The sequence below is a fragment of the Flagellimonas sp. ABD4_174 genome, assembly GCF_056160185.1.
Genome location: NZ_JBSWWP010000001.1, coordinates 2,968,439 through 2,987,488, shown reverse-complemented (window position 1 = coordinate 2,987,488; position 19,050 = coordinate 2,968,439). Strand labels below are relative to the sequence as shown.

The following is a 19,050-nucleotide window of genomic DNA, read 5'->3' as shown; positions in this document are numbered from 1 at the left end:
TTTATGGGTTGGTTTAAAGATACTTATGTTAGGGTGAAAGCACTTTTGCAAAAGCTTTAAATGTTGACGCAAATCAACTTCTTTATGGTGTTGTGGACTTTAATTTTTGTCCAATACTTTTCATGATAATGGGCGCATGGATCCTAGAGTTTTCTATAAACCATTTATGGGTTTCCATTCCTCCGCAGATCACACCCGCTAAAAAAAGACCTTCAACATTGGTTTCCATCGTTTCAGGATCGTAGGTCGGCAATCGTTTGGGGTCACTGGAGAGTGTAATGCCAAGTTTCTCCAAAAAGGCGAAGTTGGGCATGTATCCGGTTAACGCGAGAACAAAATCATTTTCCAAAGTTAAATCGCCTTCTGGGGTATTTAGTACAATTTCCGTTGGTTTTATCTCTTTGACCGTGGAGTTGTAATATGCTTTTATGCTGCCTTCTTCGATTCGGTTGATAATATCCGGACGTACCCAATATTTAACTCTTGAACCTACTTCTGGGCCACGGATAATCAAGGATACATCGGCGCCTTTTCGCCAACATTCCAATGCGGCATCTATTGCGGAGTTACTTGCGCCTACCACCGCCAGTTTTTGACTGGCATAATAATGGGGGTCGTTGTAATAATGTGAGACTTTGGATAAATCTTCTCCAGGAACATTCATTTTGTTGGGTAAGTCGTAAAATCCGGTCGCTACGACCACATTTTTTGCCCGATAGTCATTTTTGTCGGTTTTCACCACAAAAAAATCACCTTGCTTTATGGTATCCGTTACTTTTTCAAATAGATGGATGTCGAGTTGGTTGGAGGTCACAATTCTTCGATAGTACTCCAATGCTTCGTTGCGTTTGGGTTTGGCCTCTTTGCTGATAAAGGGAATGTCGTCTATTTCCAATTTTTCCGAAGAAGAAAAAAACTGCATGTTCACCGGATAATTGAAAAGTGAGTTTACAATAGTCCCTTTTTCTATTATGATATAGGATAAACCCTGTTTTTTGGCCTCGAGGCCGCATGCAATTCCAATAGGGCCACCTCCGATGATGATGACATCAAATTCCTGCATTACGCTGTTTCTGCTTTTAGTTTTTTAATGGTTTCGGTAGGGTTATCGCTTTTAAATACAAAACTTCCGGCAACCAACACATCGGCACCGGCATCTACCAGTTTTTTGACATTGTTGGCATTGACACCGCCGTCGATTTCAATTAAAGTGGCGGCATTTTTCTTAAGGATCAATTCCTTTAGGTCCGCTACTTTCTGATAGGTGTTTTCTATAAAGGATTGGCCTCCAAAACCGGGATTGACACTCATTACAATGACCAAATCAATATCCTGAATGGTATCTTCCAATAATTTTACGGAAGTATGTGGGTTAATCGCCACACCGGCTTTCATACCTTCCGCTTTTATGGCTTGCAGTGTTCTGTGCAGATGGGGACAGGCCTCGTAGTGGACGGATAAATTATGAACCCCAAGATCCGCAAAAGTCTTGATATATCTGTCTGGATCTACAATCATTAAATGTGTGTCCAACGGCTTTTTTGCATATTTGGCAATGGCTTGTACCACTGGCATACCAAAGGAGATGTTGGGCACAAAAACACCGTCCATAACGTCCAAATGGAACCAGTCGGCTTCGCTTTGGTTGACCATTTCGATTTCTTGCTGAAGATTGGCAAAGTCGGATGCTAATAACGAGGGGGCGATCATTGATTTGTTCATGTTACAAAGTTAGCCAATTACGGCCATCCATAAACGAAAAAAACTCCGGTAATCAGCCGGAGTTTATTCATCAATCAAAAAACGAACAGTCATGATAAACTGTTATATCTTACTAAAATACAACTTTCCTGCCAAAAATCAAATTTAAGGATAGTTTAACTGTACTTTAGTTGGTGATTTTGGGTGTTTTACCCCAAATATGTCTTTAAAATCTTACTTCTTGACGTGTGCTTCAACCTTCTAATCGCCTTTTCTTTAATTTGACGAACTCGCTCACGGGTCAAATCAAAAGTTTCTCCGATTTCTTCCAACGTCATGGAATGTTGGCCGGCCAATCCAAAGTAAAGTCTTATTACATCAGCTTCTCGAGGAGTAAGGGTTTCCAGGGCACGTTCAATTTCGGTACGTAACGAATCGTGCAAAAGTTCCTTATCAGGGTTTGGAGATTCGCCACTACGCAACACATCGTAAAGGTTGGAATCCTCGCCGTCGATCAAAGGCGCATCCATTGATACGTGACGGCCTGAGTTCTTTAAGGATTGTTTCACATCTTCCACGGTCATGTCCAATTCTTTGGCAATTTCCTCAGCAGATGGTGGGCGCTCGTGCGCTTGCTCCAAGAAAGCAAAAGTTTTATTTATCTTATTGATGGAGCCGATCTTGTTCAATGGCAAACGAACAATACGTGATTGTTCAGCCAAAGCTTGTAAAATGGATTGGCGGATCCACCAAACAGCGTATGAAATAAATTTAAATCCACGGGTTTCATCAAAACGTTGCGCTGCTTTGATAAGTCCCAAATTGCCTTCATTGATCAAATCGGGCAGTGTTAACCCTTGGTTTTGGTATTGCTTTGCAACCGATACCACGAACCTTAGGTTGGCTTTAGTTAATTTTTCCAAGGCTACCTGGTCGCCAGCTTTAATGCGTTGTGCCAACTCTACTTCTTCATCGGCGGTAATCAAATCAACCTTACCGATTTCTTGTAGATACTTGTCCAACGATGCGGTTTCCCTATTGGTAACCTGTTTTGTAATCTTTAACTGTCTCATCTAAAATTTCCCTTCATATTAAGTTTGTGAGCCGGAGCTCATTAGGTTATACGTTCAAAAAGTAAAAAAGTTACATTTTGGCAGCACTTTTTTAAAAAAACCTCATTTTTACGTATTGGGACCGCAAGTTTTCCACTGCGCTCGAAGGGACATTGTTGGACGCTGACAATTCCTCAAAAAACAAAACCCCAAGGCGAGTGCCTTAGGGTTGGTTTATCGGATAAAGAAAGGATTTACCTAATCTCTTCTTGGCTTTCTATCTCTGTTGCCGCCTCTACGATCACCGCCTCTACGATCACCACCCTTGCGGTCGCCGTCGGTTCTTGGTGGACGCTCTTTGTAACCTTCCGGTTTTGGCAACAAGGCCTTTCTTGATACTTTTTCCTTCTTGGTCCTTGGATCTAGACCGAAGTATTTTACATCAAAAACATCGCCCATGTTCACTACATCGGATACGTTTTCAGTGCGTTCCCATGCCAATTCGGATACGTGAAGCAGTACTTCGTTGCCCGGTGCTTCTGTATATTCCACCACTGCTCCGAAGTCAAGCATTTTTATCACTTTAACCTCATAAACACTTCCTACTTCAGGTTTGAACATCAAGGCATCGATTTTTGCCAATACGGCATCGATACCATTTTGATCGGTTCCCAAGATTTCCACAATACCTTCTTCGGTATCGGGGTCTTCGTTGATAACAATTGTAGTGTTGGTTGTTTTCTGAAGCTCTTGGATAACTTCTCCACCTTTGCCGATCAATGCTCCAATATATTCTCCAGGAATAATTCTGGTAACAATTTTTGGAGCGTAGGATTTAACTTCGGGTCTTGGCTCGGCAATTGTTTCGGTTAGTTTGCCCAAGATATGCATTCTTCCGTCTTTGGCCTGCATCAAAGCTTTTACCAAGATTTCGTAAGAAAGTCCTTTTACTTTAATATCCATTTGGCAAGCAGTGATACCATCCGCAGTACCTGTAACTTTAAAGTCCATGTCTCCCAAGTGGTCTTCATCGCCCAAGATATCGGATAGTACGGCATATTTACCGGTTTCTGTATCGGTGATCAATCCCATGGCGATACCGGAAACAGGTTTTTTCAACTGAACACCGGCGTCCATCAACGCCATGGTACCCGAACATACGGTTGCCATTGAGGATGAACCATTGGATTCCAATACTTCGGAAACAACACGAACGGTATATGGGCAGTCCTCTGGAATCATTCCTTTAAGTGCACGTTGTGCCAAGTTACCGTGTCCGACCTCTCTACGGGAAGTACCACGGATTGGTCGTGCTTCGCCAGTTGAGAAAGGAGGGAAGTTGTAGTGCAAATAGAATGTTTCTTCACCTTCGTAAGATGGCATATCTATTTGGTTCGCCTCTCTGGATGTGCCTAAGGTAACCGTTGCCAATGCCTGTGTTTCTCCTCGTGTAAAGATGGCTGAACCATGTACGGATGGCAGATAGTCTGTTTCGCACCAGATCGGTCTAACATCTGTTGTTTTACGTCCGTCCAATCGAAGACCTTCGTTCAAAGTAAGGTTTCTAACGGCTTCTTTTTCGGTTTTATGGTAGTATTTGGAAACCAAGTCGCCAATTTCTTCCAACTCTTCTTCGGAGAAAGATGCTTTTATTTCTTCTTTAATGGCGGCAAAGGCTTCACCACGCTCATGCTTGGAAGAACCTGCTTTGGCCACTTCATACACCTTATCGTAGGCCATGTCGTGGATTTTCTTCTGAAGCACTTCGTCCTCGGCTTCTGGCTCGTACTCGCGAACTTCTTTTTTGCCGAAAGCTTCGGCCAATTTTTCCTGAGCTGCACATTGTACTTTAATGGCTTCGTGTGCAAATTTGATGGCCTCTACCATTTCCTCTTCGGAAATCTCGTCCATTTCACCTTCTACCATCATAACAGAATCTGCAGAAGCACCGATCATCATATCAATGTCGGATTCTTTCAATTGCTCCCTTGTTGGGTTGATGATGAACTCACCGTTTACCCTACCTACTCGAACCTCCGAAATAGCACATTCGAATGGGAAATCCGAAAGTTGAATGGCGGCTGATGCTGCCAAACCGGCCATTGCATCGGGCATAACGTCTTCGTCGTGAGACATCAATTGGATCATTACCTGTGTTTCGGAATGGTAGTCTTTTGGGAACAATGGTCTCAATACCCTGTCCACCAAGCGCATCGTCAATACCTCTCCGTCACTTGGTCTTGCTTCTCTTTTAAAGAAACCGCCAGGGTAGCGCCCTGCGGCAGCAAATTTTTCGCGGTAATCCACGGTTAGGGGCAAAAAGTCGACATCTGCGGCTTTATAGTTGGAAACAACTGTACACAATAGCATACATTTGCCGGATTGTACAACTACAGAACCGTGGGCCTGTTTTGCCAATTTTCCGGTTTCGATAGAAATCTCTCTACCGTCACCAAGGTCTATGACCTCTTTGAATGTTTTTGGAATCATAAAATTAATCTTACCCGAATAACTATTTCCGGGTCGTTAAACATTTGGTCTACCGCCTTCCGGGCGGTCGGGTTGTGTTGTTGTTGTGTGTGCCTTTGGCACTTGACCAATGAAAAACTATTTGTAGCTTTTTGTGTTTGCCCGATTTCCCGGGACTTTTTGGTTGTTGAAAATCGATTCAACAAAAACAAAGGGGAAGCCAATGCCTCCCCTTGTATTTTTATTTTCTAATACCTAGTTCCTTGATCAAGGTACGGTATTTTGCAATATCTTTTTTCTTTAGGTAATCCAAAAGACTACGTCTTTTACCTACCAATGCCACCAACGAACGTTCGGTGTTGAAATCCTTATGGTTCCTTTTAAGGTGACCTGTCAAATGGTTGATTCGGTGCGTGAACAATGCAATTTGTCCTTCCGTTGAACCTGTGTTGCTCTCTGAGCCGCCGTATTTTTTAAAAATCTCGGCTTTAACTTCTTTCGTTAAATACATTCCAATATTATTTAAATGATTTTTATGTATTGATTGACCTTCAATCAGCGTGCAAAGATAGGCTCTTTTTTTTAATCTACGAATTTTAACATAAAATTAAACCTTTTGCTGTCATTCAAGTCAAAGAGGCAAACCTATTAAATTCAAGTATTATGAGAAAGGAACTAAAAATGAAGTTTAAAGGAATTGCCCCCATCCTTCTGGGAAGTTTAATGTTGACCTATGTTTCGTGCAGTACAGAATCCTCGGTTGAAGAAGATCTAACCAGTACGGAAGTAATTTCCTCGACAGAGCTAAATTACAGTGATGAAACTGAAATGGTTTCAGAGGAACTTATGGCCATTGCCGAAGATGTCTATACTGCAGATGAAATCGGAAGTAGGTCAAAAATGGATTATGCTTCTGGTTATATGCCAGATTGTGTTGTAGTATCCGTAATTCTAACGCAGAATACAAAAGAAGTCGTCCTGGATTTTGGCGAAGGTTGCGAACTATCTACTGGAAATACTGTTAGTGGAACGGTTAATTTAAGTTACTCTTTGGACTTGGAGGCCGCGTCCAATACCATTGAGATGACTTTGGACGGTTTCACTTTCAATGAAGTGGCAATCGATGGAGAGGCGCAAATTCTTAGGGTAAGAAGTAATGAAAATGGAAATCCACAAGGCACCTCGAACGGATCTTTTGAAGCAACTTGGCCTAGCGGGGAAACAGCTTCGTTTACCGGGACCAGAACTCGGGAGTGGATAGAGGGGTATGGCTCCGGTTTTTGGGGTGACAATGTTTTTTTGATTACTGGAAAGCGAACTTATATCGGTAGAGCAGGAAACGAGTTTGTGAAGGAAGTTACCACGCCATTGAGAAGAGAGTTATCGTGTCGATTTATTGTGAGCGGAGTATTGGAAATATCCCGACTTGGCAATTCGGTAAGTTTGGATTTTGGGGATGGCAGTTGTGATGCCAAGGGAACTCTAACATATTCTGATGGTGCGGAAGAGGAAGTGGTCTTGCGCCGATTTAGAAATTGATGGAGTGATATATTATAAAGAAAAAGCCCCGATAATCGGGGCTTTTTTTAATTTCTTATGGGTTGATTGGTGATCAAATCAATGTATAAGTTGATTTTTTTCTTTAAATCCCTTCGATGGGTAATGAAATCCAAGAAACCATGTTCTTTCAGGAATTCGGAGGTTTGGAACCCTTCGGGAAGGTCTTTCCCCGTAGTATCCTTCACCACTCGAGGTCCTGCAAACCCGATCAGTGCTCCTGGCTCTGCAATATTTATATCGCCCAACATGGCATAGGAAGCTGTTGTACCACCCGTTGTAGGGTCTGTACATAACGATATGTATGGTATTTTAGCTTCGGCCAATTGGGCCAATTTTGCCGATGTCTTTGCTAACTGCATCAAGGATAGGGCTGCTTCCATCATACGTGCCCCTCCAGATTTGGAAATCATCACAAATGGGATTTTTTTCCTTTTGGCGACATCGATGGCACGCGATATTTTTTCACCAACAACACTGCCCATGGAGCCTCCAATAAAACTAAAATCCATACAGGCCACAACGATGTCCTTTCCTTGCGATTTTCCAACCGCAGTTCTAACGGCATCTTTTAAGCCTGTTTTGCTTTGGGCTGCTTTAAGCCTGTCGGAGTATTTTTTGGTATCCACAAACTTTAAGGGGTCTTTGGAGGTCATTTTTGTGTCGAGCTCACTGAACTTGTTGTCATCAAAAAGTATTTCAAAATACTCCTTGCTACCTATCCTCACGTGATAGTCATCTTCCGGACTTACGTAAAAGTTTTTGGCAAGATCTTCTGCTTCTACGATCTTTCCGGTAGGGGATTTGTACCAAAGCCCTTTGGGAGTGTCTTTTTTCTCCTCGGTGGCTGTTTGTATTCCTTTTTCCTTTCTTTTAAACCAAGACGACATGGAATCAATATTTAGTTAAACTAAGGTTTATAAGGTGTTTATGTTGTTTAGGTCTTCGAAGGCCTTTTTTAAGCGTTCGCTAAAGGTTTTTTCTCCTTCTCTGAGCCAAACTCGAGGGTCGTAGTACTTTTTGTTGGGTTGGTCGTCACCGTCTGGATTTCCGATCTGGGCCTGAAGGTATGCCGATTTACCTTGGATGTAATCCCTAACGCCTTCCAAGAAAGCATATTGTAAATCGGTGTCGATGTTCATTTTAATAACACCGTAACCAATAGCTTCCCTGATTTCTTCAACTGTTGAACCGGAACCTCCGTGGAATACAAAATCGATATGGTTGTGCTCTACGCCATATTTTTCTGTGATGAATTCTTGGGAGTTCTTAAGGATTTTAGGTGTCAATTTTACGTTTCCGGGCTTGTATACACCGTGTACGTTCCCAAAAGCAGCTGCAATGGTAAATCTTGGGCTTACTTTGGAAAGTTCTTCATAGGCATAGGCTACTTCCTCTGGCTGTGTGTACAATTTAGAGTCGTCCACATCGGTATTGTCAACACCATCTTCTTCACCCCCGGTAATGCCCAATTCTATCTCCAAGGTCATGTCCATTTTGCTCATTCGCTCCAAATATCCTTTACAGATTTCGATGTTTTCCTCGATGGGTTCTTCGGAAAGGTCGATCATGTGCGAACTGAACAAAGATTTTCCTGTTTCTTTATAATGTGCTTCGCTGGCATCCAAAAGGCCATCTATCCAAGGCAACAATTTTTTGGCACAGTGGTCTGTATGCAGAATCACGGTTGCACCGTAGGCCTCTGCCAATTGATGAACGTGTTTTGCTCCGGCCACTGCTCCAAGAATGGCTGCTTTTTGACCTTCGTTGGAAAGTCCTTTGCCTGCGTTGAACTGGGCGCCTCCGTTTGAGAATTGAATGATTACGGGTGAGTTCAACGCTGCTGCAGTTTCCATTACGGCATTGATGCTATCCGATCCGATTACATTGACCGCTGGTAGGGCATATCCATTTTCTTTGGCGTGATCGAATATTGCTTGAACTTCGTCACCGGTAGCAACACCGGGCTTAATATTGTGGGACATATTATTAGTGGTTTCGAGTTAAATAGGAAACAAAAGTAATAAATTATTTGCTCTAGAAAGGATAATTGATTCCGATGTTGAAGACGGCTCTTTTAAAGTTATAACCATCGAACCAGCGATCGGATCCAACTTTGGCGGGATTGTAGGTCTTAAAACCTACATCCAGCCTAAATACGAAGTAGGTGAAATCGTAACGAAGCCCGAGACCAGTTCCCAGGGCCAAGTCGCCCAATGATGAAAAACCATTGAATGTGGCATCGGGGTTGGTTTCGTTATCGAAAACATTCCATATGTTCCCTGCATCTGCAAAAAGAGCGCCTTTTACATCGCCGGCGATCGGGAATCTATATTCCAGGTTAAATGCCAGCTTGAGATTGGCCTCGTTGAAGTCGTTGATATTGTCGGTTTTTCCCGGGCCCAGTTCGTAAGCGTTCCAAGCCCTATTGTCGTTGGAACCTCCTGCAAAATAACTGCGAACAAAGGGCACGTTGTCCGAATTGCCGTAGGGAATGGCCAGTCCTGTAAAACTTCTGAACGCGATTACCTGGGATTCTCCAATTTTCCAGTGTCGTATATAATCGAACTCGGTTTTGGCATATTGTGAAAAGGGTACCCCGAAAACTAGGTTCTGGCCCTCTTCGTTTTTATTAAAAGGGATTACGTTGGTGAGCATGGACAGCATACCACCGGCACTCTCCAATTTGATTCGGTATTGATAAAAGTCAAGGTCGTTTATTCCGGATTTACTGTTTTTGGTATGTGTAAAATTGGAAGCAAAAATGAGGTTGTTCTCTGTTAATCTCCTTCTTCTTTCCTCTATACTGTTTACGGTTTGAAAATCATCTTCGGTTACGGTAAGTGTCCCATTCAATACATCTTGGGCAAAATTATTGGCACCCGTGGGGATATCAAGTCGTGGTTCATCTCCTTCATTTTCCACCGCACTAAAATATTCGGCATATTGGGGGTCGTCCTGAAAATCATCCGCAATATCGTCCAAATTGGAAAAAGTGTTTTGGTACACATTATAGAAGTTGTCTGTGTTTACGTTGCGTACAAATTCGACATTCAGCAGTTCGATGTTGTTTTTAAGGCGATCGGACGGGGACCAATTATAGGATAAAATGGAATTTAGGGATTGTTTGTCCAGGCCAATGTTCCGCTGGAAGTTGGTACCTACCGATAAACGACTTTGCGGCAGCATATAATAGGGTATGATTTTTTCGGTGTTCAACGGGAACCAAATACGGGGAAATGTTATGTTGATGTCCCCGCCAAGTTCAGATGTAAAGGTTTCGTTGGATAGGGAGGCATCACTTAGTAGGCCTATGGACCCTCTTGCAGAAACGTTCAATGTTTCGGCACCTCCAAAAACATTTCGGGTAATTACCGAAGCACTAAAAGCGGTTCCTACTTGTTGGATGTTGGAGTGGGTTACATCAAAATTTAGGTTGAGCGAATATTTTGGTTTGGCAGCGAGGTATATGTTGGATTCCAGTTGTGTTTGAGTGGAATCTGGTATAAACTCAATATTGGGATATTTAAAGGTATTGAGGTTGGTGATCTGGCGATAGGTCCTTATCCTGTCGAGATCACGATACACACTGTCTTTTTTAAAGAATATGGCATCGGTAAGCGCTTTTGGCTTGTACCTGAGCTTTCCGCTATAGTAAATATTATAGTTTTCGTAGGCCAGGCTTTTAAGGGTGTCGGTGGTGCCGTTTATGTCATAGTCTGCATAAATATTGATTTTTTTATGTCGCGCTACTTTGTAGGGAGTGCCCGCATCAGTGCTGTCCGAGGAGCTTCTAAATTTATTGATGTTGAGCAGCACGTCCATTAGTTGGTCATCTGCAGTAACAGTGGTATCCCTTAAAACATCGTAGTTGATGGAACTTTCCTGAAAATTATATACCCCCGAATTACGAAAAAGAGTGGTAAGCCGTTCCCGTTCCAATGTAAATTTGTCCAGATCAAATTGTTCTCCTGGTTTGATCAAACTTTTGTTGGCGGTCTTTAGGTAGATGGAATCCAGTTCCGGTGAAGTAATATTTTTTTGAACGGTATCTACGATGTAGGGTTTGTTCAATGTTATGTGGTACGATATCGAAGCTTTCTTGTTTTTTACATCGACTATTTCGTAATTCCCCTCGTTGTTAAAATACCCTTTACTGTTGTAAAATGCTTTAAGTCTCCTAATGGACTTGTTGGTTTCCGCTGTATCGATAATTACCGGAGGTTCGCCAATTCTTTTTAGGAATTCACTGGCTCCAGAGACCATAAAAGATTCGCGTAATCGATTTACCTGTTTCTCGGAAAGTAGTTTGTTTAGGCGTTTCTCCCTTTTTTCTTTTCGGTTAAGCCAATCCTGGAAAGAAGAGTCTGGATTTTCCTTTGCCAGATTATAGAGATTCAATTTTAAAGGGTAGCCCAGTACGCTGCTGTTGGGTTTCTGGGAAATTAGGCCCTTTATTTCACTGTTGTTTACTTTTTCATCATCAACAAAAATGGAGTTTTTGGTGAGCAATAATTCATCCTCCCCAACCTTTTTTAAGGTATTGCAACCCGAAATGCATAGCAAAAGAAACAATAATCCTATTTTTGCCCAGTTGCAGATTAGACCTAATGAACCCCTCATAGACGCCAAAAATACACGATTTAGATGGTTACAAAAAACCAAATTAAACTAGTTGTTAGCTTAAAGCAAAAAAAGTACCGATCTCAACATGGACTCTTTGTTGTTGAAGGGGAGAAAGTTGTAAATGAGTTGCTGGAAGCGGGAATACGGCCGTTCAAAATTTTTGTGGACAAAGCCGATCAGATCCAAAAATTCGGGGATGCGGAATTGGTATCCAAAAGGGATTTAAAGCAAATGAGCAGTTTGGTACATCCCAATGGTGTACTCGGTGTTTTTTATATGATTGAATTTGGGACTGATGACCTGCAAGATTGGGTAGTGGTTTTGGATGCTGTTCGTGACCCGGGCAATTTGGGTACCATTATCCGGTTGTGCGATTGGTTTGGAATACAACAATTGGTTTGTTCCAAGGATACGGTGGATTGCTATAATCCCAAGGTTTTGCAAGCGACTATGGGATCGGTTGCCAGGGTAAATATTGTCTACACAGATTTGATCGGTTATTTTAAAAATACATCACTCCCTGTTTATGGGGCTTTTATGGACGGCGCCTCTGTTTATGGGCTTGATCTTCCACAAAAAGGAATATTGGTAATGGGTAACGAAGCCAATGGCATTTCCGATGAAGTGGATGAGTATATTACTTCTAAAATAGCCATTCCTCAATTTGGAGCTGCCAGTACCGAAAGCTTAAATGTTGCCACGGCAACAGGGATCTTGCTAAACGAAATTAGAAGGCGGTAAATGGTTTACTCGAAAGTAAAATTGATGAAAATCCCTCGGGTGCGCATGGCATTTATATTTCCTGTCCATGGGCTGTTCGGGTCATTGTCCGGTACCAATTCGTCGGTCAGGGCAAAAACTCCTCTGATGGATGGAGTGAACTTAAAATATTCTGTATAAAAATCGATACCGAAGCCAACTTCGTACCCATAAACATTTTGTTTCATCCGAAACTGACCGGTGCTGTTGTCGTCCAAACTATCTTCGTTGCTCCCCAGGTTGATGGATGTGTACACGCCACCAACAATAAAAGGCCTCCAATTGCCAATTCTACGTGTGCTGGCTTTTAACAGAAAGGGAAAGCGAATATAGGTCGAGCGCACTTCGCGAATTGCTTCTGCTTGCGTGGAAAATCCGGGAAATCCTAGTGTTCTTGAAGTGTAGAGCAAACCTGGCTCAAAACGTGCATCAAGAAACTCGTTTATTCTCAGCTCGCCGATCAAACCTACATTAAACCCTAAAGTTTTATCCACCAATATGTCCCGGCCAACATCCTCTTTGTACTCAAATTGAAAATCGTACTGATTAAAACCAAGGTAGTAGCCCCAGTTCAAAAATTTCTTATCCTCGTTCTGAAGGTTCAAGATAGGGTCGCCACCAAATTGGGCAACAACATTGGTACCGGATAAAACTATCAGTCCAAAAAGGATAAGGAGATTTTTCATTAATCTATTTTGATGCGACATAAATGGATGCTACACCCATGGTCTGTGGTTTGTTCTCTACTCCTATAAACCCGATTTTTCTCAAAATATTGTTGAAAGCCTCGCCATGTGGAAAAACTGATGCCGATTCACTCAAATATTTATAGGCGGACCTGTCTTTGGAGAACAGTTTTCCTATGGTGGGCAATATGTATTTTGTATACACCCTGTATCCCTGTTTGAAAGGGGTTTTGGTGGGTACGGAGGTCTCCAGGACCAAAAAATGTCCTTGTGGTTTCAGTACGCGATAAATTTCTTGTAGACCCTTCTCCAGATTTTCAAAATTCCGAACCCCGAATGCAACCGTGATGGCATCAAAGGAGTTATCCTCAAAAGGAAGGTTCTCGCTGTCGCCCACCACCATTTCAATGGTGGATTGTAGATTTTTGTTGACCACTTTATGCTTTCCTACTTCCAACATGCCCGGAGAAAGATCAAGTCCCACGATTTTTTCCGCTCCGGTTTGCGTCATGGCAATGGCGAGATCGCCTGTTCCCGTAGCAATGTCCAGAATGGAATTTGGGGATTTGTCTTTAAGGTAGGCTACGATTCGTTTCCGCCACTTTATGTCCGTTCCAAAAGAAATTACTCGGTTAAGGCCGTCGTAATTTTTGGAAATGGTATCGAACATTTGCTTTACCTGTTCTTTTTTTCCAAGTTCGGATTCTTTGTATGGGGTAACCTTTTTAGACATTGCGTTAATTTGCTCGCAAATATACAACTTAGCATAAGGGATGCGGACAAAAATATTTGTGTAATTTTGCCCACAAAAAGGAATCATATACCGTATTTGGTTGTAAATATGTAATTTACGTATCGCATGCCATTCCTTGTGTTGTTTGTTACGGTCAAATAGAGTTTATTTAAGAACACATCCTATTTTAATTAATGAGAATCATTATTGCAGGTGCTGGTGAAGTGGGGTTTCATTTGGCAAAATTACTGTCCTATGAAGCGCAGGAGATTACCTTGATCGATACCGATAAAGAAAGATTGTCCTATGCAGATAATCATTTGGACATTAGAGTGCTCAGAGGAGATGCAACCTCCATCCAAGTGTTACAAGATGCACAAGTGGATGGGTCGGATCTGGTGATCGGGGTAACAGCTTCCGAAACTACCAATTTAACCCTCTGTGTTTTGGCAAAACAGTTGGGGTGCAAACGCACCATTGCGAGAATTTCGAATACGGAATTTATGGATAATCGCGAGCTGGTCAAGTTTGAGGAGTTGGGTATCGATGAATTGATCTCTCCGGAACGCTTGGCGGCTACGGAAATACAGTTAATGTTAAATCAATCCGCATTCAACGATACGTATCAATTTGAAGAAGGCCTATTGACCATGTTCGGCGTTATTTTGCCCAAGAACGCACCATTTGTGGGTAAAATGGTCAAAGAAGCGGCGCGAATCTTTCCCGAACTCAACTTTATGCCCATAGCTTTACAGCGTACGGGAACTCAATTTACTTTGATTCCCAGAGGGGATACGGTTTTTAAAGAAGGCGATCAGGTATATTTTATTACCTCGGACAAAGGGGTGGAGGAGTTGTACAAGTTGTCCGGAATGCAAAAGCAGGATATTAAGAACGTAATGATACTCGGCGGGAGCAAGGTAGGATACAAAACAGCAAGGGACCTTTGTTCAAATAAGTTCAACGTAAAACTCATAGAAAAGAACAAGGAAAAAGCCTTCGATATTGCGGATGATCTGCCCCACGCACTTGTAATAAATGGAGATGGTAGAAATGTAGAGCTGTTGGAAGAAGAGAATTTGGAATCCATGGATGCCTTTATAGCCGTAACCGGTAATTCCGAAACCAATATAATGTCCTGTTTAGTGGCGAAGAATAAAAAAATAAAGAAGACCATCGCACTAGTGGAAAACATGGATTATTTCCAATTGTCCCAATCCATTGGAGTGGATACGCTCATTAATAAAAAACTGTTGGCCGCCAATAGCATTTTTAGGTACGTCCGTAAGGGAGAGGTGTTGGCCTTGACCCGATTGAACAACTTGAACGCAGAAATTTTGGAATTCGAAGTAAAGGCCACTTCCCTGGTAAACGGAGAAATAATACGGGAACTTAATTTTCCGAGGGAAGCAAGTATTGGTGGTGTGATCCGTAACGGGGAAGGGATTATTGCTCTTGGTGATTTTAGGATAGCCGAAGGTGATAAGGTAGTGGTGTGCTGTTTGCCCAAGGCCATACCGCGCATAGAAAAGTTGTTTCTATAATGAAGCTCAATACAAGAATCATAATCCATATAATGGGGCTATTGTTGCTGTGCAATGGCTCTTTTATGCTTTTGGCCGCTTTGGCCAGTGGCATTTATAAAGATGGTGTGACCATGGATATTATGCTGGCCGCAATTGTGACCATGCTTTTTGGAATGATGGCCATGTTCTACACCCGGGGACATAAAAAGGAAGTGAAACGCAAAGAAGGCTACATCGTAGTAACTTTTGGATGGGTCGTAATGTCCCTATCGGGCATGTTGCCCTATCTTTTTTCCGGCTCCATACCATCCATAACCGATGCATTTTTCGAAACCATGTCCGGTTATACGACTACCGGTGCTTCAATTTTGGACGATATCGAGGCGCTTCCCGAAGGAATTCTCCTTTGGAGAAGCCTTACCCATTGGATAGGGGGAATGGGAATTATTGTATTGGCCATAGCCATATTGCCGCTGTTGGGAATTGGGGGCATGCAGTTGTTTGCGGCAGAGGCACCGGGACCGGGAGGGGATAAACTTCACCCAAGGATTACGGATACCGCTAAGAGGTTATGGTTGATCTATGTAGGGTACACTGTACTGGAAACATTCTTGCTGAAATTTGCGGGCATGTCATTTTTCGATGCCATAAACCACTCATTGGCCACTATGTCCACAGGTGGGTTCTCCACCAAAAATGCCAGCGTTGCCTTTTGGAACGATCAACCACTCATTCAATACATTATCGCATTGTTCATGTTTTTGGCAGGTAGTAATTTTGTACTCAGTTACTTTGCCTTGACCGGTAAGGTGCAACGTATCCTCAAGGACGAAGAGTTTAAATATTATCTCGGATTCATTGTTGTGTTCACCATAATTGCCGCATTGGGCGTGTATTTTAGGGCGGATGTTCCTATTTCCGATTTTCATCCCATGGTTTTGGGCAAGGTGGAAAGTACCGTTCGCCACACCTTATTTCAAGTAATCGCGGTGATTACCACAACAGGGTTTGTTACGGCGGATTTTACATCATGGACTCCATTTTTAACTGTTTTCTTTTTTGGATTGATGTTTCTTGGAGGCTCCGCAGGTTCCACTGCTGGTGGAATCAAGGTAATGCGTCACCTTTTGATTATAAAAAACGGTATTCTGGAATTTAAGCGAACCTTGCATCCCAACGCGTTGATACCGGTACGATACAACCAGAAGACCGTAACAGAACACATTGTCTATAATGTAATCGCCTTTTTTGTGCTGTACATGCTCCTATTCATAATTGGTTCTTTAGTGCTGGGTTTCTTGGGGTTGGATTTTATTTCTGCAGTTGGCGGTTCAGCCTCCTCTTTGGGAAATGTAGGCCCAGCTTTGGGCAGTTTAAACCCCGTGAGCAATTATAATGGCCTTCCTGCAGCAGGAAAATGGTGGTGCGCTTTTTTGATGCTTTTGGGACGATTGGAACTGTTTACCGTACTCATTGTACTTACCCCATATTTTTGGAGAAAGACTTAATTAAAAAACCTCCCGGAGTTTATTTTCGGGAGGTTTTTTTAAATGGACGGCGAAATGCGGAATTAAAGTTCAGCAAAGCTACCCCATATTTTACAGCACAGCCTTTATACGGGCAATCGCTTCTTTTAGTTCTTTTTCCGATGCCGCGTAAGAAATTCGGATACAATTCGGGTTTCCGAAAGCCTCACCTGTTACCGTGGCGACATTGGCATGCTCCAATAAATACAAGGAGAAATCGGAAGCATTGTTAATGGCAACACCGTTCAAGGCTTTGCCAAAGAAAGCGGATATGTCCGGAAACACATAAAATGCGCCTTCGGGCACGTTGAGGTTAAAACCTTCTATTTCCCCTAATAATTCTAAAACAAGATCCCTTCTTTCGTGGAACTTGTCGATCATATATTGGATTTTGCTCACTGGAGCTTCCAATGCGGTGATCACAGCTCGTTGAGCAATGGCGTTGGCACCACTTGTCACTTGCCCTTGTAATTTGGTACATCCTTTGGCAATCCATTCCGGTGCGCCGATGTAACCAATTCGCCAGCCTGTCATGGCAAACGCCTTGGATACCCCGTTCACGGTAATGGTTCTGTCGTACATTCCATCGATACTGGCAATGCTCACATGGCCACCCGCAAAATTGATATGTTCGTAAATTTCATCCGATACAACATAAATATCTGGGTGTTTTTTCAGCACTTCCGCCAGGCCTTCCAATTCGCTTTTACTGTATACCGAACCACTTGGGTTGCAGGGTGAACTAAACCAGATCATTTTGGTTTTAGGTGTAATTGCAGCTTCCAATTGAGCGGGGGTCATCTTAAAATCGGTATCGATTTGTGTGAGAACTTCCACAGGTACTCCTTCGGCCAACTTTACAATATCACTGTAGCTTACCCAGTATGGAGCGGGCAGGATTACTTCGTCACCCGGATTTAAAACCACCATCGCAACATTGAACAAGGATTGTTTTGCGCCTGTGGAGACCACAATTTGATTCAATCCATAGTCAAGGTCATTATCTCTTTTAAATTTGTTGGAGATAGCGGTCTTTAGTTCGGCGTATCCATCAACAGGGGTGTAACTGCTATAGTTTTCGTCGATGGCGTTTTTTGCGGCATCTTTTATAAAATCAGGAATATTAAAGTCCGGCTCGCCCAAACTCAATCCGATAATATCCTTTCCTTCACTTCTTAATTCTCTGGCTTTGGCTGCCATGGCCAATGTTGCTGACGTGGACATATTCTTGATCCTGTCAGATAGATGGTTGCTCATTTGTACTTCTTTTTTACTGATATTGAAGGGTAGGTTTTTTGCCTAGCTCCTTAAGGTGTTTGAAGTGTGAAATTATAGCTTTTCTGGTAGTTTTGTACTCGTGATACGGTAAATTGAACTCCTGAGCCGTCTGTTTCACAATTTTGGAAATATTTGTGTAATGTATATGGCTGATGTTTGGAAAGATGTGGTGTTCCACTTGGTGGTTCAATCCTCCTGTAAACCAGTTGACTATTCTATTTTTGGTGCCGAAGTTCACGGTTGTGAACAATTGATGGATGGCCCAGGTGTTTTTCATGTTTCCTTCATTGTCCGGTAACGGTGTATCGGCATGGTCCACAATATGGGCCAATTGGAATACCACGCTAAGTATTACTCCAGCTACGTAGTGCATAATAAAAAAGCCTAGCAATACCTGCCACCAAGCAATATCAACAAAAATCAATGGAAGTATGATCCAGATGGTCAAGTAGATTATTTTGGTGATCACCAAAGTGCTCCAATTGATTACCGGATTGGGTAATTTACCATAGCTCAATTTTCTCTTCATGTAACGGTACATTTGTTGAAAATCCGTGGTTATTGCCCAATTGAATGTCAATAATCCGTAAAGGAAAATAGAGTAATAGTGTTGGAATTTGTGGTGTTTCCTCCACTCTGCATGCTTGGAGAACCTTAAGATCCTGCCTGCTTCCATATCTTCGTCGTGCTCATGGATGTTGGTGTATGTGTGGTGCAGAACATTGTGTTGTACTTGCCAGTTGTACACATTTCCGGCCAAAATGTAAATGCTGCTTCCCATGAGTTTGTTTACCCATTTTTTATTGGAATAGGCACCGTGGTTTCCATCGTGCATCACATTCATCCCAACGCCGGCCATCCCAACTCCCATGGTTATGGAGAGCAATAGGTAGCCCCAAAAAGGCAGGTCCAGGGTCAACATTAAAAAATAAGGGGTCAAAAAGATGGCGAACATCACAATGGTTTTCAAGTGAAGTTTCCAGTTCCCGGTTTTCTTGAGGTTGTTTTCTTTAAAGTATTCGTTCACTCTCTTGTTCAGTGTCCTGAAAAATTGTGCGGAATCCTTTCGTGAAAACCGGATGGTATTCTTATCCATAAAAAAAGTTTTTTACAAATGTAATTAAAATGCTTCTTTCG

The 19,050-nt window shown here is 42.4% G+C and carries 16 protein-coding genes; 4 read left to right on the top strand and 12 right to left on the bottom strand.

Annotated features, from left to right (window positions below):
* Positions 1-82: 82 nt before the first annotated feature.
* The 5 genes from ACXAFK_RS13355 to rpsO all read right to left on the bottom strand — a co-directional run bounded on the left by ACXAFK_RS13355 (position 83) and on the right by rpsO (position 5,733).
* Positions 83-1,063 (bottom strand): YpdA family putative bacillithiol disulfide reductase, encoded by a 981-nt coding sequence (locus ACXAFK_RS13355; protein ID WP_474958066.1) that lies wholly within the window; start codon positions 1,061-1,063, stop codon positions 83-85.
* Positions 1,063-1,722, bottom strand: a complete 660-nt coding sequence (rpe, locus tag ACXAFK_RS13350; RefSeq protein WP_474958065.1) for a ribulose-phosphate 3-epimerase — start codon at positions 1,720-1,722, stop codon at positions 1,063-1,065. Before rpe ends, ACXAFK_RS13355 begins: the two co-directional genes overlap by 1 nt.
* 188 nt (positions 1,723-1,910) lie before the next feature.
* Positions 1,911-2,774: a sigma-70 family RNA polymerase sigma factor gene (locus ACXAFK_RS13345; protein ID WP_100817395.1), complete on the bottom strand. Its 864-nt coding sequence runs from the start codon at positions 2,772-2,774 to the stop codon at positions 1,911-1,913.
* A 237-nt stretch (positions 2,775-3,011) separates the two neighbouring features.
* The gene (locus tag ACXAFK_RS13340; RefSeq protein ID WP_474958064.1) at positions 3,012-5,243 is read right to left on the bottom strand and encodes a polyribonucleotide nucleotidyltransferase; all 2,232 of its coding nucleotides are present in this window, start codon (positions 5,241-5,243) and stop codon (positions 3,012-3,014) included.
* Positions 5,244-5,463: 220 nt separating this feature from the next.
* Positions 5,464-5,733, bottom strand: a complete 270-nt coding sequence (gene rpsO / locus ACXAFK_RS13335) for a 30S ribosomal protein S15 (RefSeq protein ID WP_224837571.1) — start codon at positions 5,731-5,733, stop codon at positions 5,464-5,466.
* 152 nt (positions 5,734-5,885) lie between these two features.
* Here rpsO and ACXAFK_RS13330 point away from each other — a divergent pair, with 152 nt between their 5' ends.
* Positions 5,886-6,761, top strand: coding sequence for a hypothetical protein (locus tag ACXAFK_RS13330; protein ID WP_474958063.1), 876 nt, complete (start codon positions 5,886-5,888; stop codon positions 6,759-6,761).
* Positions 6,762-6,808: 47 nt separating this feature from the next.
* Here the strand turns inward: ACXAFK_RS13330 and accD are convergent, their stop codons facing one another.
* Genes accD through tamL form a run of 3 tightly spaced genes read right to left on the bottom strand, consistent with a single transcriptional unit; the run spans position 6,809 to position 11,402 of the window.
* A complete protein-coding gene (gene accD / locus ACXAFK_RS13325; RefSeq protein WP_224837573.1) occupies positions 6,809-7,669 on the bottom strand; it encodes an acetyl-CoA carboxylase, carboxyltransferase subunit beta in 861 nt (286 codons plus the stop codon).
* A 27-nt stretch (positions 7,670-7,696) separates the two neighbouring features.
* The gene (fbaA, locus tag ACXAFK_RS13320) at positions 7,697-8,764 is read right to left on the bottom strand and encodes a class II fructose-bisphosphate aldolase (protein WP_293296417.1); all 1,068 of its coding nucleotides are present in this window, start codon (positions 8,762-8,764) and stop codon (positions 7,697-7,699) included.
* Positions 8,765-8,816: 52 nt separating this feature from the next.
* Positions 8,817-11,402 carry a translocation and assembly module lipoprotein TamL gene (tamL, locus tag ACXAFK_RS13315; protein WP_474958062.1) on the bottom strand — a complete coding sequence of 862 codons (2,586 nt, stop codon included), beginning with the start codon at positions 11,400-11,402 and terminating at the stop codon, positions 8,817-8,819.
* 24 nt (positions 11,403-11,426) lie between these two features.
* Between tamL and ACXAFK_RS13310 the strand changes: the two genes are divergently transcribed.
* Entirely contained in the window at positions 11,427-12,146 is a 720-nt protein-coding gene (locus ACXAFK_RS13310; protein WP_474958061.1) for a TrmH family RNA methyltransferase, read from the top strand.
* A 5-nt stretch (positions 12,147-12,151) separates the two neighbouring features.
* On the opposite strand, the gene porT is transcribed toward ACXAFK_RS13310, so the two are convergent.
* Both porT and ubiE read right to left on the bottom strand, forming a co-directional pair.
* Positions 12,152-12,850, bottom strand: a complete 699-nt coding sequence (gene porT, locus ACXAFK_RS13305; RefSeq protein ID WP_224837576.1) for a type IX secretion/gliding motility protein PorT/SprT — start codon at positions 12,848-12,850, stop codon at positions 12,152-12,154.
* A gap of 4 nt (positions 12,851-12,854) precedes the next feature.
* The gene (gene ubiE / locus ACXAFK_RS13300; RefSeq protein ID WP_474958060.1) at positions 12,855-13,583 is read right to left on the bottom strand and encodes a bifunctional demethylmenaquinone methyltransferase/2-methoxy-6-polyprenyl-1,4-benzoquinol methylase UbiE; all 729 of its coding nucleotides are present in this window, start codon (positions 13,581-13,583) and stop codon (positions 12,855-12,857) included.
* 194 nt (positions 13,584-13,777) lie between these two features.
* Here ubiE and trkA point away from each other — a divergent pair, with 194 nt between their 5' ends.
* Positions 13,778-15,127 carry a Trk system potassium transporter TrkA gene (trkA, locus tag ACXAFK_RS13295; protein WP_293296413.1) on the top strand — a complete coding sequence of 450 codons (1,350 nt, stop codon included), beginning with the start codon at positions 13,778-13,780 and terminating at the stop codon, positions 15,125-15,127.
* A complete protein-coding gene (locus ACXAFK_RS13290; protein WP_293296411.1) occupies positions 15,127-16,617 on the top strand; it encodes a TrkH family potassium uptake protein in 1,491 nt (496 codons plus the stop codon). Before trkA ends, ACXAFK_RS13290 begins: the two co-directional genes overlap by 1 nt.
* Before the next feature lie 90 nt (positions 16,618-16,707).
* On the opposite strand, the gene ACXAFK_RS13285 is transcribed toward ACXAFK_RS13290, so the two are convergent.
* Both ACXAFK_RS13285 and ACXAFK_RS13280 read right to left on the bottom strand, forming a co-directional pair.
* Positions 16,708-17,892 carry a pyridoxal phosphate-dependent aminotransferase gene (locus ACXAFK_RS13285; RefSeq protein WP_474958059.1) on the bottom strand — a complete coding sequence of 395 codons (1,185 nt, stop codon included), beginning with the start codon at positions 17,890-17,892 and terminating at the stop codon, positions 16,708-16,710.
* A gap of 13 nt (positions 17,893-17,905) precedes the next feature.
* Positions 17,906-19,009, bottom strand: coding sequence for a fatty acid desaturase family protein (locus tag ACXAFK_RS13280; protein ID WP_224837581.1), 1,104 nt, complete (start codon positions 19,007-19,009; stop codon positions 17,906-17,908).
* Positions 19,010-19,050 lie beyond the last annotated feature (41 nt).

What these genes read in the sequence shown, in the direction of transcription:
- tamL (WP_474958062.1), bottom strand. Translation starts at nt 11,402, where the DNA reads ATGAGGGGTTCATTAGGTCTAATCTGCAACTGGGCAAAAATAGGATTA.
- ubiE (WP_474958060.1), bottom strand. Translation starts at nt 13,583, where the DNA reads ATGTCTAAAAAGGTTACCCCATACAAAGAATCCGAACTTGGAAAAAAA.
- porT (WP_224837576.1), bottom strand. Translation starts at nt 12,850, where the DNA reads ATGAAAAATCTCCTTATCCTTTTTGGACTGATAGTTTTATCCGGTACC.
- fbaA (WP_293296417.1), bottom strand. Translation starts at nt 8,764, where the DNA reads ATGTCCCACAATATTAAGCCCGGTGTTGCTACCGGTGACGAAGTTCAA.
- ACXAFK_RS13310 (WP_474958061.1), top strand. Translation starts at nt 11,427, where the DNA reads ATGGTTACAAAAAACCAAATTAAACTAGTTGTTAGCTTAAAGCAAAAA.
- ACXAFK_RS13280 (WP_224837581.1), bottom strand. Translation starts at nt 19,009, where the DNA reads ATGGATAAGAATACCATCCGGTTTTCACGAAAGGATTCCGCACAATTT.
- ACXAFK_RS13290 (WP_293296411.1), top strand. Translation starts at nt 15,127, where the DNA reads ATGAAGCTCAATACAAGAATCATAATCCATATAATGGGGCTATTGTTG.
- rpsO (WP_224837571.1), bottom strand. Translation starts at nt 5,733, where the DNA reads ATGTATTTAACGAAAGAAGTTAAAGCCGAGATTTTTAAAAAATACGGC.
- ACXAFK_RS13330 (WP_474958063.1), top strand. Translation starts at nt 5,886, where the DNA reads ATGAGAAAGGAACTAAAAATGAAGTTTAAAGGAATTGCCCCCATCCTT.
- accD (WP_224837573.1), bottom strand. Translation starts at nt 7,669, where the DNA reads ATGTCGTCTTGGTTTAAAAGAAAGGAAAAAGGAATACAAACAGCCACC.
- ACXAFK_RS13355 (WP_474958066.1), bottom strand. Translation starts at nt 1,063, where the DNA reads ATGCAGGAATTTGATGTCATCATCATCGGAGGTGGCCCTATTGGAATT.
- rpe (WP_474958065.1), bottom strand. Translation starts at nt 1,722, where the DNA reads ATGAACAAATCAATGATCGCCCCCTCGTTATTAGCATCCGACTTTGCC.
- trkA (WP_293296413.1), top strand. Translation starts at nt 13,778, where the DNA reads ATGAGAATCATTATTGCAGGTGCTGGTGAAGTGGGGTTTCATTTGGCA.
- ACXAFK_RS13345 (WP_100817395.1), bottom strand. Translation starts at nt 2,774, where the DNA reads ATGAGACAGTTAAAGATTACAAAACAGGTTACCAATAGGGAAACCGCA.
- ACXAFK_RS13340 (WP_474958064.1), bottom strand. Translation starts at nt 5,243, where the DNA reads ATGATTCCAAAAACATTCAAAGAGGTCATAGACCTTGGTGACGGTAGA.
- ACXAFK_RS13285 (WP_474958059.1), bottom strand. Translation starts at nt 17,892, where the DNA reads ATGAGCAACCATCTATCTGACAGGATCAAGAATATGTCCACGTCAGCA.